Annotated in this window: 13 protein-coding genes; 5 read left to right on the plus strand and 8 right to left on the minus strand. The window is 74.7% G+C overall.

All coding sequences use genetic code 11. From position 1 onward, the window contains the following. The first annotated feature begins 13 nt into the window (after positions 1 to 13). Positions 14 to 784, plus strand: coding sequence for a class I SAM-dependent methyltransferase (locus ABZ490_RS02885; protein ID WP_358983298.1), 771 nt, complete (start codon positions 14 to 16; stop codon positions 782 to 784). Between the two features lie 30 nt (positions 785 to 814). On the opposite strand, the gene ABZ490_RS02890 is transcribed toward ABZ490_RS02885, so the two are convergent. Beyond that, a complete protein-coding gene (locus tag ABZ490_RS02890; protein ID WP_358983300.1) occupies positions 815 to 1,333 on the minus strand; it encodes an EVE domain-containing protein in 519 nt (172 codons plus the stop codon). A 201-nt stretch (positions 1,334 to 1,534) separates the two neighbouring features. Here ABZ490_RS02890 and ABZ490_RS02895 point away from each other — a divergent pair, with 201 nt between their 5' ends. After that, positions 1,535 to 2,626, plus strand: a complete 1,092-nt coding sequence (locus tag ABZ490_RS02895) for a GNAT family N-acetyltransferase (RefSeq protein ID WP_358983302.1) — start codon at positions 1,535 to 1,537, stop codon at positions 2,624 to 2,626. An 18-nt stretch (positions 2,627 to 2,644) separates the two neighbouring features. Here the strand turns inward: ABZ490_RS02895 and ABZ490_RS02900 are convergent, their stop codons facing one another. Continuing rightward, on the minus strand, positions 2,645 to 3,220 hold the full coding sequence (locus ABZ490_RS02900; protein WP_358983304.1) for a TerD family protein: 576 nt from the start codon (positions 3,218 to 3,220) through the stop codon (positions 2,645 to 2,647). A gap of 163 nt (positions 3,221 to 3,383) precedes the next feature. Between ABZ490_RS02900 and ABZ490_RS02905 the strand changes: the two genes are divergently transcribed. From ABZ490_RS02905 to ABZ490_RS02915, 3 genes are all read left to right on the plus strand, one after another. Further along, positions 3,384 to 3,677 (plus strand): hypothetical protein, encoded by a 294-nt coding sequence (locus ABZ490_RS02905; RefSeq protein ID WP_358983306.1) that lies wholly within the window; start codon positions 3,384 to 3,386, stop codon positions 3,675 to 3,677. Between the two features lie 189 nt (positions 3,678 to 3,866). Then, a complete protein-coding gene (locus ABZ490_RS02910) occupies positions 3,867 to 5,228 on the plus strand; it encodes a hemolysin family protein (protein ID WP_358983308.1) in 1,362 nt (453 codons plus the stop codon). Next, positions 5,225 to 6,244, plus strand: coding sequence for a hemolysin family protein (locus ABZ490_RS02915; protein ID WP_358983310.1), 1,020 nt, complete (start codon positions 5,225 to 5,227; stop codon positions 6,242 to 6,244). The genes ABZ490_RS02910 and ABZ490_RS02915 overlap by 4 nt, the downstream gene beginning before the upstream one ends. A gap of 30 nt (positions 6,245 to 6,274) precedes the next feature. On the opposite strand, the gene ABZ490_RS02920 is transcribed toward ABZ490_RS02915, so the two are convergent. From ABZ490_RS02920 to ABZ490_RS02945, 6 genes are all read right to left on the minus strand, one after another. Continuing rightward, positions 6,275 to 7,513 (minus strand): extracellular solute-binding protein, encoded by a 1,239-nt coding sequence (locus ABZ490_RS02920; RefSeq protein ID WP_358983312.1) that lies wholly within the window; start codon positions 7,511 to 7,513, stop codon positions 6,275 to 6,277. Continuing rightward, positions 7,510 to 8,472, minus strand: coding sequence for a hypothetical protein (locus ABZ490_RS02925; protein ID WP_358983315.1), 963 nt, complete (start codon positions 8,470 to 8,472; stop codon positions 7,510 to 7,512). The genes ABZ490_RS02920 and ABZ490_RS02925 overlap by 4 nt, the downstream gene beginning before the upstream one ends. Then, positions 8,469 to 9,887, minus strand: a complete 1,419-nt coding sequence (locus tag ABZ490_RS02930; RefSeq protein WP_358983317.1) for a vWA domain-containing protein — start codon at positions 9,885 to 9,887, stop codon at positions 8,469 to 8,471. The genes ABZ490_RS02925 and ABZ490_RS02930 overlap by 4 nt, the downstream gene beginning before the upstream one ends. 97 nt (positions 9,888 to 9,984) lie before the next feature. After that, positions 9,985 to 12,138, minus strand: coding sequence for a tetratricopeptide repeat protein (locus ABZ490_RS02935; protein ID WP_358983319.1), 2,154 nt, complete (start codon positions 12,136 to 12,138; stop codon positions 9,985 to 9,987). A 4-nt stretch (positions 12,139 to 12,142) separates the two neighbouring features. Continuing rightward, positions 12,143 to 13,837 carry a serine protease gene (locus ABZ490_RS02940; RefSeq protein ID WP_358983321.1) on the minus strand — a complete coding sequence of 565 codons (1,695 nt, stop codon included), beginning with the start codon at positions 13,835 to 13,837 and terminating at the stop codon, positions 12,143 to 12,145. Positions 13,838 to 13,842: 5 nt separating this feature from the next. After that, positions 13,843 to 14,217: a hypothetical protein gene (locus ABZ490_RS02945; RefSeq protein ID WP_358983324.1), complete on the minus strand. Its 375-nt coding sequence runs from the start codon at positions 14,215 to 14,217 to the stop codon at positions 13,843 to 13,845. Positions 14,218 to 14,337: the final 120 nt, after the last annotated feature.

Genomic DNA, 14,337 nt, shown 5'->3' on the forward strand with positions numbered 1-14,337 from the left:
TAGTCTCAGGGGCATGTCCGGGACCGAGGAGACCCGCCGCTTCTACGACGGACTCGCCGACGACTACCACCTCATCTACGCCGACTGGGACGCGAGCGTCCGCCGGCAGGGCCGCGCCCTCGACGCGCTGCTGGGCCGGGCCGGGGCGAAGGTCCTGGACTGCTCCTGCGGCATCGGCACCCAGGCCGTCGGCCTCGCCCTGCACGGGCACGAGGTCACCGGGACGGATCTCAGCCCCCGTGCGGCGGCCCGGGCCGCCCGGGAGGCCGCCCTCAGGGAGGTGCCACTGCGCACGGCCGCCGCCGACATGCGCCGCCTGCCCTTCGCGGACGCCCGCTTCGACGCCGTCGTCTGCGCCGACAACTCCCTGCCGCACCTGGTGACGGCCCGGGACGTGCACACCGCGCTGACGGAGATGCGCCGTGTCCTGCGCCCCGGCGGCCGGCTGCTGCTCAGCACCCGCCCCTACGACGACCTGCTGCGCGAGCGGCCCGCGGCGACGCCCGTGCAGGTCCACCGGCCACCGGACGGGGCGGAGCGGACCGTGTCCTTCCAGCTCTGGCACTGGCACGAGGACGGCGAGCACTACGACCTCGAGCACTTCCGGCTCGTGCCGGCGGACGGGCGGTGGGACGTCCGGGTCGTCCGGGCCACCTACTGGGCGCTCGGCCGGGACCGGCTGAGCGCGCTCGTGGAGGGCGCGGGTTTCGTGGATCCCGTGTGGCGGACGCCGGAGGAGTCGGGCTTCTTCCAACCGCTGCTCCTGGCACACGCGGCCGCGTAGGCGACCGCGCCGAGCGCCGTGGCCGCCCCCTCATCGCTCCATCGCGCCGCGCAGTACCGCGAAGTCCGCCCCGGCCAGCGGCAGGAGACCGAAGCGGAGTCCGTGGCCCCAGCTGCGCTCCCGGGTCAGCAGCAGGTCGTGGGTGACGGTGTGCAGGCCGACGGCGCGCACCGGTGCGAAGTCGACGGTCCGCCGCCAGGGCCGCAGCGTCCCCCTGGCCCCCATGTCCACGGTCTCGGCCGCGAGGTAGGGCTCGTCGTCGGCGACCGTCCCGAGCGCCGTGAAGGCACGCAGCTTCGCCCGGTCGCCCATGCGCTCGGTGGGCGAGTAGAAGACGAATCCGTCCCCCCGGCGCAGCCGGACGAGATTGCGGCGGTCGCCGTGGTTGAGCTGGATCCAGCCGTGCCGACTCGCGAGGCGGGCGTGCTCGGCCGACACCACGCCGAGCCAGGCCCGCTCCGGCGGAACGGTTTCCTCGTTTTCCTCGCTGTCCTCGCGGGCCACCGTGTGCTCACACTCCAGGGGGATGACGGTCTGCCGGCCGTGCACGGGAACTCCTCACGTCGTGGGATGTCGTCCTGACGAACCCCATGTTTCCCGCCATACCTGACACGTTCCGTCATGTTTTCCCGGCGGGCGCGCGAACGGGCGGTTCACCCGTCCCCGTGAGTCCTCGGCTGTACGTTCACATGGGCCGGTTTTCCGGTTCCGGGCGCCTGACCTGCGCGTCTCGTCGACGATGGAGACGCCATGACCATCACCGCTCCGCGCGTCTCCATCGTGCACCCCCGTGATCTGACCGCCGCAGACCTCGACCACTGGAACGAGCTGCGGGCCGCGACCACGCCAGCCGCCAACCCGTTCATGAGTGCCCAGTTCAGCCAGGCCGTCGGCCGGGTGCGGCACGACACCCGGGTGGCGGTCCTGCGCCGCAACGGCCGTACGGTCGGCTACTTCCCGTACCAGAGGGGCCGTTGGGGCTGCGGCCGGGCCGTCGGCCTGGGCGTCTCCGACTGCCAGGGCGCCGTCCTGGACCCCGGCCTGCGCCTGGATCCGCACCAGCTGATGCGGGCCTGCGCCCTGAACACCTGGGAGTTCAACCACCTCGAGAGCGGGCAGGACCTCTTCCTGCCGTACGCGACGGGCCAGTTCGCGTCCCCGATGGTCGACCTCACCCAGGGGTTCGCGCACTACGAGCGGCATCTGCGCGCCCATGCCCGTGGCTTCCTGAAGTCGGCGCGGGCCCAGGAACGCCGGATGACCCGGAACCTCGGGCCGGTCCGCTTCGTGCACGACGACCGGAGCCCGGCGGTCCTGCGCACCCTGGTCGCCTGGAAGTCCGCCCACTACCGCCGCACCGGCCGGCGCGATCCGTTCGCCCAGCCGTGGATCGCCCGGCTGGTGGACAGCCTCGCCGCGACCCGGGCGGCGGACTGCTCGGGCACGCTGTCGGTGCTCTACGCGGCCGGCCGGCCCGTCGCCGCCCACTTCGGCCTGCGTTCGCGCACGGTCCTGTCCTGCTGGTTCCCCTCGTACGACCGGGCCCTCGCCACGTACTCGCCGGGCCGCGTCCTGTATCTGCGGATGATCGAGGCCGCCGCCGAGTCCGGTGTCCGGCTGGTGGACTTCGGCCGGGGCGAGGCCCCGTACAAGAACTCCTTCAAGACCGGGGATCTCCTGGTCCATGAGGGAGCCCTGCGGACGGCGGGCCCCGCCGCGGCCCTCCACTGGCTCCGCCACGAGCCCCTGCGCGCCGCCCATCACCTGGTCCGCGGCCACCCCGCCCTGAAGAACGGGGCGGTCCGCGTCCTCAAAGCCGTCGGCACCCTGCGTCAGCGGTGAGCGGGCGCCGGTCCCGGATCAGACGTTGACGCCGAAGTCGGCGGCGATCCCCGCCAGACCGGACGCGTAGCCCTGGCCGACGGCGCGGAACTTCCACTCCGCGCCGTGCCGGTAGAGCTCGCCGAACACCATCGCCGTCTCGGTGGAGGCGTCCTCGGAGAGGTCGTAGCGGGCTATCTCGGCGCCGCCCGCCTGGTTGACGACCCGGATGAACGCGTTGCGCACCTGGCCGAAGCTCTGGCCCCGGTTCTCCGCGTCATGGATCGAGACCGGGAACACGATCTTGTCCACGTCCGCCGGCACGGCCGCGAGGTCCACCTTGACGGACTCGTCGTCGCCCTCGCCCTCGCCGGTGAGGTTGTCGCCGGTGTGCTCCACCGAACCGTCCGGGCTGCGCAGGTTGTTGTAGAAGACGAAGTGCTGGTCGGACGGCACCTTGCCGGTGGCGTCCAGCAGCAGCGCCGAGGCGTCGAGGTCGTAGTCGGTGCCGGTGGTCGTGCGGACGTCCCAGCCGAGGCCGACCAGCACGGCGGTCAGACCGGGCGCCTCCTTGCTGAGCGAGACGTTGCCGCCCTTGGACAGGGTCACTCCCACTGCGTACTCCTTCTCGATGGATCGGGCCCTCGATGGGCCGGGTCCTCGCCGGACCTGAGATCTACAGTAATGTAGAAGACGACGGCGGCGGTGGGACGCCCGGCCCCCGGATGGGTAGAAAGCTTGCAGTGTTGCGCACATCTCAAGGACCGGAAGGGCGTTCATGCGGCGCGGGGACAGGCGGCGGGTGCGTGCGGCCGACCTCCGGCTGGGTGCCGCGATGGCCGAGGTCGAGGGGCTCTACGCCGCCGTGCTGCGGGCCGGTACCCCGGGGCGGCGCCGGCGGCTCCAGGCGGAGCTGTCCCGCGCCGCCGGCCGGCTCGCCGACCTCGCGGCCCCGCCGTCCGACCCGCGGGCACGGACCGCCGTACGGCGCTCGCGCTGGGGCCGGCGACGCGCCCTGGCCGAGCGGGGCGCCGAGCGGATCATCGCGCGGTACGGGAGGGGCGCGAGCTGACCGCGTTCCGCGGAGGCCGGGAACCCACTCCCGGCCGGAATCGTTTCTCCGTCACACAGCCACCAGAGGAGCACCAGAGTTGTCCGCCAGTCCGACGGACCCCCCGGGGCACGATCCCCGGCCATCCCGCCAGGGCCTTCCCGACCACGACACCCACGGCACCCACGGCACCCGGCGAGGTGGTGGTGCGTGAGTGCCACGAGCGCCGTGCTCGGCCTGCTGGCCGTGCTCGTCCTGACCGCCGGCACCGGCTATTTCGTCGCCCAGGAGTTCGCCTACGTCTCCGCCGACCGGCTCGCCCTCGCCCGGGAGGCCGAGGCGGGCGACCGCAGGGCCGCCCGTGCGCTGCGGGTGCTGGAGCGCCTGTCGTTCATGCTGTCGGGCGCCCAGCTCGGCATCACCGTCACCGGCCTGGTGGTCGGGTTCATCGCCGAGCCGTCGGTGTCCGCGCTGCTGGAGCCGGCGCTGTCCGGCCTCGGCCTCCCGGACGCCGCCGTGGGCGGCATCTCCGTGGTGCTCGCCTTCGTGGGCGCCACCGTCGTGCAGATGGTGCTGGGCGAGCTGGCGCCGAAGAATCTGGCCATCGCCGTGCCGGAGCGGCTGGCGAAGTCGCTCGCCGGATCGACGCTGGCGTATCTGAAGGTCGTCGGCCCGCTGGTGCACGTCTTCGACGGAGCGGCGAACAGGCTGCTGCGCAGGGCCGGCATCGAACCGGTCGAGGAGCTGCACCACGGTGCCACCCTCGAGGAGCTGGGCCATCTGATCGGCGAGTCCCGGGAGCAGGGTGAGCTGCCGAAGGACACCGCCGCGCTGCTGGACCACGCCCTGGAGTTCTCCGAACGCACCCTGGACGAGGTGATGGTGCCGCGCGCGGACGCCGTGTTCGTGCGCAGGGACGCCTCCGCCGCGGACGCGGTCGACCTCATCGCCCGGCACGGCCACTCCCACTACCCCGTCCTCGGCGACCACCCCGACGACGTCGCGGGCGTGCTCGGCGTACGGGACCTCCTGGGGGTGCCCGCCGGCCGGCTGGCCGGCACCACCGCCGGGGCCGTGGCCCGGCCGCCCCTGCTGCTGCCGGACACGCTGCCGCTGCCGGACGCGGTCGAGCAGATGCGGTCCCGCGACGACGAGTTCGCGGTCGTCCTGGACGAGCACGGCGGGGTGGCGGGCATCGTCACCTACGAGGACATCGCCGAGGAACTGGTCGGCGACATCGCCGACGAGAGCGACACCGTCGTCGAGGCCGCCGTCGCCGACGGCTCCGGCTGGCTGGTCGACGCCGGCCGCCGGCTGGACGAGATCGCCGAGGCGACCGGCATCGGCCTGCCCGAGGAGGAGGACTACGACACCGTGGCCGGCCTGGTCGTGGACCGGCTGGGCCGCTTCCCGGCCGTCGGGGACCGGCTCACGGTCGGGCTGCCCGGCGGCGGGCGCGTACGGATCGACGTCCGCACCCTCGACCGGCATGTGCCCGACCGGGTGCGGATCGAGCGACAGGCGGACGAGCCGCCGAAGGTCGAGGACAGGGTGACGGAGGAGCAGGCGTGAGTTTCCCCATGGCGTTGTTCGTCACCGTGCTGCTGCTCATCGGCAGCGGGTTCTTCGTCGCGGCCGAGTTCGCGCTGGTCGCCGCCAAGCGGCACCGGCTGGAGAAGGCGGCCGCCGAGGGGCGGCGGGGCGCGGGCGCGGCGCTCGCCGGGATACGGGAGCTGTCACTGATGCTGGCGGGCGCCCAGCTCGGCATCACCGTGTGCACCCTGGGTCTCGGCTCGGTGTCCAAGCCGGCGATCTCCCACGAGCTGGACCCGCTGCTGCACCGGCTGGGCCTGCCCGCCGCGCTCAGCTACGGCGTGGCCTTCGCCGTGGCGATGATCGTGGTCGTGTTCCTGCACATGGTGGTCGGCGAGATGGCCCCCAAGTCCTGGGCGATCGCCCACCCGGAGCGCTCGGCGATGCTGCTCTCCCCGGCCTTCCGGGCGGTGGTACGGGCCGTGCGCCCGCTGATCCGCGCGCTCGACGCGCTGAGCAACGCGCTCGTACGGCTGTGCCGGGTCACCCCGCGCGGCGAGCCGGCCTCCGTCCACGACCGGGAGCAGCTCACCCGTCTCGTGGCGGAGTCGGAGCGGCTCGGCCTGATCAGCAAGGACGACTCCGAGCTGATCACCAATTCGCTGACCGAGCCGCGGACGCCGGTCGGCGACCTGCGGGTCCCGGCCGAGCGGATCATCTCCGTCCCGGCCGGGGCCGATGTGGACACCGTCCTGGCGATCGCCGCCGCGCACGCCCGCAACCGGCTCCTCGTGCGGGACGGCGAGCGGGTCGTCGGCTCGGTCCACGCCCGCGACGCGCTGGTCGCCCGCGCCCGGGGGAGGAACGTCACCGCTCGTGACCTGGCCTGCCCCGTGCCGGAGCTCACCGAACGGGACACGGTCGGCCACGCCATCGAGGAACTGCGGCGCCGCCGGGCCTCGCTGGCCGTGGTCCGGGACGAGACGGGCCTGCTCACCGGTCTGGTCACGCTCGACGACCTGCTGGCCCGGCTGCTGCACCCGCAGACGGTCTGAGCCCGCGAGCCCGCGGACCTTCACCGGGCGTCAGGCCGGGCGGCCGCCGGAACAGAGTTTGCCGGACGGGACGGGTGAACTGCCGAGCTTCTCCTGGACCTCGTCCAGGGCGTCCAGGAGAGGGGTGGGATCCGTCGTCGTCGCGTCGGTCGCGTAGTCGAGGACGGCCCGGTAGAAGGCGGCCGACACGTCCGGGGTCATCGCGTCGGCGGCGCCGAAGCACAGCGTGTGGCCGGAGCCGGGCCGCAGCAGCCCGGCGATCCGCCGCTGCACGGGGTCGTCGTAGGTGACCCGGCTGTCGGCGGAGAACGCGGCCCCCTCCCCCTGGTTCACCCACGCCTGCTGGGCCTTCGTCCCCGCGAGGTAGGCGATGAACGTCTCGGCGCCCGGGTTGTCGTCGGTGAACATGCCGACGAAGTCCGCCGACACCTCCAGCCGACGGGTCGGGGAGTACGTCGTGTAGTCGTGGCGCTGCCCCTTCTTGAAGCCCATGGCGGACAGCGCGCCATGGGTGAGGGAGCAGGTGGGGGGCTCCGCGGTCATCCCGGCGGCCGCGTCGGCGAAGTTGCGGACGGCGGCGTCCCCGGCACCGGTCCCGACGAGGTGCCGCCAGGTGGTCCAGGCCTCCTTGAGCGGGGCCGAGTTCCACGGCAGACGGCCCGTGAGCCACCGGGTGTAGGCGTCGCCGTTCCCCTGGGCGAGCAGCAGGTCGGCGATCCAGTCGGCGCCCGGCCAGCCGGAGGTGGGGCCGGACTCCAGCCCGAGGCACCATGCCCCCGACGTCCGCAGCGCCGCCGCCGACGGCCGCCCGGTGACCGTCGGGTCGAACCAGACGAGGCTCTTGACGTCCACCTTGACCGGGACCGCGTAGACCCCGCCCCGCACCTCGGCCAGCCCGCGGAACGGCTCCAGGGAGGTGCCCGTGGGGACGTGGAGCGGTCGCAGCTCCCGGTCCTCCTCCCGTTCCTCGTCGGCGTAGCGGTAGATGGCTCCGAGGCTCGGGAGCATCGCGAGGTCGGGCGGTGCCCCGGCCGCCACCGCGGCGTCCAGCTGCTGGGTCAGGGCCCGGGTGACCTGGACGTCCACCTGGATGCCGGTGTCGTGCTCGAAGGACTCGACGACCGAGTAGAACGCCGTGAACTCGGCTCCGGACCAGGGGATCATGATCGTCACCCGGCCGTGCCCCGGCCCGCCGCCGCAGCCGGCCGCGGCGAGCAGCAGGCCGAGCACGAGGACACAGCGGGTGATCCGCGCCGTCAGCGCGGTCATGACCGCGGGAACCGGTACTCGGCGAGGCGGGGCCGGTAGCCCAGGTGGGTGAGCACCCCGGCGGCCGTGAGCAGGGCCAGGGCGAGGGCCGTCGTCGCCCCGTGTCCGACCAGGGGGTCCCGGCCGAGCGCCTGGGCGTCGTACCGGCACAGCAGGCTCGTGGTGATCCCGACCCCGGCGGTGACCGGCAGCGCGAGCAGCAGCGACGGGCCGACGCGGCGGCGGAAGTGACGGGTGACCAGCCGGCCGGTCGCGAGGACGCACAGCAGCAGGACGGCCGCCGGTCCGACGAGCAGGGACCAGACGTGCACGGGGTCGAGCCAGTACGACCGGCGCTGGACGTCGAGGGCCTGCCGCTGCATCTCCTCCAGGTCGCTGAGCGAGGCCGTGAGGCCGCCCGTGCCGGGGATGGGCGCGCCGGTCCCCGGCTCCTTCGCGCGGGGGGCGGTGAGCGCGAGGCGGGCGGATCTCACACCGGCCCGGCCGCTGCGGGCGTAGTCGCGCACGGCGGTGTTGGCGAGCTGCACACAGGTCGTCAACTGGCCCTGGACGAACTGGAACTGGGCCCGGCCCCGGGCGCCGGCCGCGTTGCCCTCGGCGGCCGAGGTGACGAGGGAGTTGACCCGCGCGGTGTCGTTGGCGAACTCCGTGCCCGTGCCGATCAGGGTGACCTGGCCGGTGTCTGCGGCCTTCGCGAGCGCCCGGTCGGCGGCGACGGCGGTCCGGCGGGCCCGGGAGATGTCCGCGATCGCGTCGCCGGTGCGCCGCGCGGCGGCCAGCTGGCCGTCGGCCCGGGTCGAGACGAGCAGGAACGTCAGTGCCGTGGCCGCCACCATGGCGAGCGCGCCGGCCCGGAACCAGCGCAGCCGGCGCACCGGGTGGACGGCACGGACGCGGGTGCTCCAGCGGGTGGCCGTCCCCCGGAGCGGTCTGTGGGAGACGGCCGTCGACGCGCTCACGGGGCGTCCACGGACGGACCGCCCGTCTCCGCTTCGTCGAAGAGGCCGCCGCACTCCTCGCAGAACCGGGCGCCGTGGGCCGCCGTCGTCGCCCCGCACCGCGGGCAGCGGCGCGGGGCCGTGCCGTCGGCGGGCGGGAGGTCGGCGGCGTCGAGCGGCGGGACCGTGGTCCTGGTCGATCTCAGTCCGAGGCGCTGCATCTCTCCGCGCGAGGCGTCGCGGCGCACCCGCGGGCGGCCGTCCGGGCCGGTGACCGCCACCGAGCGCAGCAGCCGCGTGCGCACGGTGTCCCGGAGGTCCTCGGCGAGTCCCAGGGCGAGGTGCAGCTCGCGGTCCGCGCGGGCGAAGTCGCCCCGTTGCTGGGCGTCGGCGCACGCCCGCATCGCCATGCCCAGCTCGTGCTCGTTCTCGACCCGGGTGAGGTCGGCCGACGGCGGGATCCCGAACCCGGGGGTCGAGCGCCGCCGTACGACCACGGCCCGGGACTCCGAGCAGGGCGCGCGGCTCCCGTCGGGCTGTTCGGCGTACAGCGTGAGGCGGACGGCGCGCAGGTCCTCGTCGACGGTCAGCGTCTCGGGGTCGAAGCGCAGCGACACCTGGTACTGGCGGGTCTCCGGCGGCCAGGCGCCGAGCGGCACGTGCAGGGTGCCGTCGTCCTGGTGGGGGCGGGCCGTCAGTTCCGCCTCCACGGGACGGGTCTGGCGTACGAAGCCCAGCCGGAAGCGGTGGTTGAGGCGCAGGACGAGGTAGACGCGGGCCACGACGATGCGCTGGGCCTGGCGCATGATGCGGGTGAAGTCCTCGGTGAGGTCGGAGACGGTGACGACCGCCTCGGCGCTGCCGTGCAGGGCCTCGGTGATCCGCAGCAGTTCGGCGTAGTTCCAGTCGTCGCCGAGGCCGCGCGCGTCGCACACGAAGCGGTCGGTGCACGCCCGGAGCACGCCGTCGAGCTGCTCGGGTGTCTCGTGCTCGTCCTTGCCGTCGGTGTAGAGCACCGCGTGGCGCACGGCGCCGGGGGCGGTCACCGCGGTGAAGAGCCGGTCGGCGCAGGTCAGCCAGTGTCCGATCGCCGTTCCGCCCTCGGCGAGCTGGCCGGCGATCCGGCTCTTGGCCTCCTGCCGGACCGCCGCGTCGACGGTGGCGAGCCCGCCGGTGGCCGGGTAGACCACGTCGGCCCGGTGGTTGCCCGCGACGATCCCGAGGAGGGTTCCGTCGCGCAGGGTGTCGACGGCGGCGCACATGGCGCGTTTCGCCTCGTCCAGCTTGCCGCGGCCCGCCATGGACAGCGACTTGTCCATGATGAGGATCTCGGCCGCGCGTGTCGGGGGCGGCGGCTGGGCGGCGGGGTGCGCCCTGACGGTGACGAGGGCGTCCGCGCGGGTCCCGTCGTGGGCCAGATCGGACGGGGCGTCCACGTCGACCTCGAAGCTGAGCCCTGTTAAGTGCGGTCTGTCCCCCACCGGCACCACCCGACCGTGTCCGTGTGTCGCTGTGTGTCCTGCGTGCAGCGGACTAGGAGCGTAGCGTGCCGGGCTGCGCTCCGATACGGGAAGGACCGGTTCGGCCACGCCGCCGCGGCCATCTGCGCTCCAGCACCGGGCGCAGCCGGTTCGCCAGGTCGACCAGGGCGGTGTACTCCTGCTCGGTGGAGGCGTGCGCGCCGAGTTCACGGACCGCTTCGGACAGCGGCAGCCCGTCGCGGGGGTCGCCGTGGGTGCCGTCCGGGGTGCCGAGGTACGCGGCGTACTGGATCTCGGCGCTCAGCGCGGTGGTCACGGCGTCGTCGGCGTGGAGGCCGTCCAGGGCCGTGCGGGCCCGGGCGAGGTCGTCCCCGGCCGCCCGGCCGGCGGGCGGCGCGCCGGGGACGGTGATGAGCAGACGTACGGCGGCGACGCGCGCCTCGCGTTCGTAGCGGAACTCCTGGGTCAGCCGCTCGGCGGTGGCGACCGCGTTCGCGCGCCGTCCGGCGAGCAGGTGGACCCGGGCCAGTCCGAAGCCCGCAGCGCCGAGCGCGGGGGTGGTGTCGAAGACCGTGCCGTAGTGGGAGCGGGCGACCTCGGGGTCGTCGAGGATCTCGGCGCACAGTCCGAGCGCGAGCTGCGGGATCAGTTCGCCGGGCAGGCTCCGGCGCACCTCGGTGAAGTGGCGGACGGCCCGGGGGACGTCCGCGCGGGCCAGGGCGAGCAGACCGGAGTACCAGGCGTGCAGCCAGTGCCAGTCGGGCAGCCCGGAGCGGGCGAGGGCCCGGGCGGCCAGGGTCTCGTCGCCGCGGCGCAGGGCGAGCCGGCTCTCGGCCAGCGCGGTGCCGGCCGGGTCGCCGACGCGTGGGTCGTCCGGGTCGGAGAGCGGGGTGGGGAGCGCGGCGGCGACGGCGCGCGGTCCGGGGCAGGAGAAGGGTGCGGGCAGGGTCGGCCAGGTGTCGCCGGCCGCGGCCCGGACCCAGTGGCCGAGCGGCCGGGCCGCCCCGAGGCCGCCGTGCAGCGGCTCGGTCATCGGGCCGAACAGCGCGGAGGGGCGGGCCACCTGGCGCGCGGTGGGCGGGGCCGCCACGATCTGCCGGACCACACCGCTGAGCTGTTCGCCGAACTGCCGTGCCGAGACGAACCGCCGCTGGGGCACCGCGGTGTCCGTGGCGCGTTCGATCAGCAGCAGGAGCGAGTCGACGCCGGGGGCCGCCCGTTCGGTCCCGTAGCGGCCGCAGACCTCCTCCAGCGTCCGGCCGAGTCCGTACAGGTCGAAGCCGGGGGTCGGCCCCAGGTGTTCCGGATCGCCCTCCGGGGGCGCGTACGCCTTGGTGTAGGCGACCACCGGGCCGGCCTCCTCCTGGGAGCGGACCGCGCCGAAGTCGATGAGGCGGACCCGGTCGAGGGGCCGGGCGGAGCCCGCGGACCCCTCCTCCCTGAACCGGATGATGTTCAGCGGTTTGACGTCGCAGTGCAGCAGGCCCCGGGCGTGCAGGTAGTCGAGGGCCTGGAGGATGCGCAGACCGTGCCCGAGGAGGATCTCGAGCCGGTCGTCCTCCCGGGCGCAGAGGGGGACGCCGGGGACGTATTCCAGGGCGAGGTGGGGGCCTTCGGGTTCGTAGCCGAGGATGCGGACGATGCTGTCGTGCCGGAGCCCCACCAGGACGTCCCGCTCGTGCCGGGCCGTCCTCGCGACCGAGCGGTGCAGAGCCTTGAGGACCACCCGGGTCTCGAGGTTGCGGTCGTGGACGAGGTACGCCGTCCCGTACGCCCCGGAGTCGAGGAGGCGCTCGACGTCGTAGCGGCCGGCGATGGTGAGGCCCTGGAGCTGGGCGAAGTCGAAGCGGGTGCCGCAGCGGGCGCAGAATCCGCTGGTCCGGCCGGGCTCGCCGGCGTGGCCGCGGCCGACGGGGCGGGCGCACACGGGGTTGAGGCAGAAGCGGTGCTCCTCGGCGACGGGGCCCGCCGGGGCGGGCCGTTCGTCCGGGGGGTCGGGGGCGTGGTCGTCGTCGATGAGGCCGAGGCCGTACCAGGGGTCGGGGCGGACCTGCGCCACGCCGACGCTGACGCCGTGCGCGGGACCGGCCGCGGGCGCCGGGGGGACGGGGCGTCTGCGCCGGAGGGGCCGGCGGTCGCAGTCCGGGCAGAATCCGTCCTCGTCGATCTCGCCCCGGCCGCAGTCGGGGCGGTTGCACAGCGGCACGGCGTCACCCTTCTTCGATCCTGCGGTCGACCTCGTCGGTGTACTGCCTTACCAGCGCGCGGGCGGCGGTGAGGTCGATCGGCACGGTCTGGAGCGCGCGGGCGGCGGGGGCGTGCAGCTCGGCGAGCCGGCGGTCCTCGTCACCGAAGAACCGGGCGGCGCGCACGCGGTGCAGTTCGAGGGCCGCGCCGAGGTCCGCGTGGGTCTCGACGAGGTGCCGCAGGGCCCGGTCGAACCGGGCGACCTCGGCGCGGGCCTCCAGGGCGCGGTCGTGGACCGCGGCGAGTTCGGGGTGGGGCTCGGTGGTCCGGGCCACGGCCAGCCGGACCCGCAGCCGGGGCGCGACGCTGTGCGGCAGACGGGGCGCGGCGAAGAACTTCTCGCCCCACCGGGCGCGCAGCGATGCGGCCGCGTCCTCCTCGGCGGCCAGCTGCCCGACGGCTGTCTGCACCTCCGCCGAGGTGACGCGCCGGACGGCGGATCCGCCGATCGGCGCCGGGTCGAGGGACACGTCGTGGACGAGATGGGCGGGGGGCCGGTCCTCGAAGCCGAGGACGAGGCGCAGGCCTCGCGCGCGGGCACGGCGGGCGAGCGGCCCGAGCAGGTCCCGCAGGAGCGCGTCGGGGTCCTCGGCCCGGTCGACGCGGCCGACCACCAGACAGGCGGGCGGGCGGCGGCGCACGAGCCGGCGCACCGCGTCCCGGTCGTTGTCGGCGCGGAGCCCGAACCGGCCCAGCAGATAGTCGCGGACCTCGGCGACGGACCGGCCGCAGGCGTCGTAGGCCGCGTCGATGGAGCCGAGGCCGAGCACGGTGTCGCGGGGTGCGCCGGTCAGCTCGACGTCGGACACGGTCGCCCGGGCCGCGGGGTCGGCGGTGCGGACGAGGCGCACCAGCCAGGAGGAGCCCGCGCCGACCGAGGCGTCCGTGCCGACGACGACGGTGCCGCACCAGTCGCCGTCGAGCAGCCGGGTGAGTTCCTGGGTGAGGGCCAGCCGCAGCGGGTCACCGAGCACGTCCGTGGGCAACGCGGCGCCGGAGGGCCCCAGTTCGTCGGCGCGGTGGCCTTCGGTGAACCCGGCGATGCCCGGCAGGTACGTCAGGAGGGTCTCGGTCGGCAGGATCCAGGCCGCCCTGGAGTCGCCGTTGACGTGGTCGGCGACCACGACGCCGATGACCCTCCCCCGGTGCTCGCCGTCCATCGCCACCGCGCCCGCGCCGGAATACCCCGGCTCGACCCATGGGTCACCGGTGCGGATCCGCCGCAACTGCCCCCACTCGCCCCGGCGTCCGCCGGATCCCGCCAGTTCCGCCTCGGTCCAGATGCCGTACGGCTCGGCCACCGGGAAGCCGTACATCCGCACCCTGCCGCCGGAGATGGGCGCCTTCCACAGGGCGGTCCTGGTCCCGCAGTCGACGGGGGCGTCGAGCGCGAGCAGGGCCACGTCACCGCGCAGGGTCCCGGGCTCGTACACCCACGTCCCCGGCACCACCCGCGCGGTCCGCGTCCACTCCGGACCGCACGCCATGCTCCGGATCCGCACCCCGTCCGCGGGCCCCCGCGGCTCCGCACCGGCGAGCCGCACGACATGCGCGCAGGTCAGCACATGCAGATCGTCGAGCAGCACCCCGGCGCCCCGCGGCTCCCCGCGTTCGTCGTCCACCCTGACCCGCCAGGGGGCATCGCTGTGGTGATGCAACGGCGTCAACTCCGCCCGGGACCCTGGAAGGTGATGCCCGAGAAGTCCCGCCCCTGGAGCACCGGTCCTTCCTGCGTGCCCCCGCTCACCGAGTTGCTCGTCTCCCCGTCACCGGTGCGCAGCTCCCCGGCCTGCTGCTGCCACTGCGTCAACTGCGCCCGGAACACCGGATCCTGTTCCGCGCGTCGGGTGAGCGCCACGCTCAGCGCCTGGGCCCGCCGGGCGTCCTGAGGGGCTTCGCCCAGCGCGATCAGCTCGGCCTCCCCGCTGTCGGGCCTGCCTCGCACCAACTGGACGAGTGTCGCCCACAGGTGCCGGCCGGCCTCACCGCCCGCTCCGGTCGCCGCCGCAACGAGAAGCCCTGCAGAGATCGGATCCACGACTGCGCCCCCTGTAGCCGGTTCGATACCTCATGGTCTCAGGCGGCCGCAGCCGGAGGAGAGAGGCCAACCGGCCTCCGGCCCGCGGCCGTCGCCGGGGCCGGAGGTTGTCGGCGCACT

It is taken from the genome of Streptomyces sp. NPDC005811, from assembly GCF_040630405.1.
Taxonomy (GTDB): domain Bacteria; phylum Actinomycetota; class Actinomycetes; order Streptomycetales; family Streptomycetaceae; genus Streptomyces.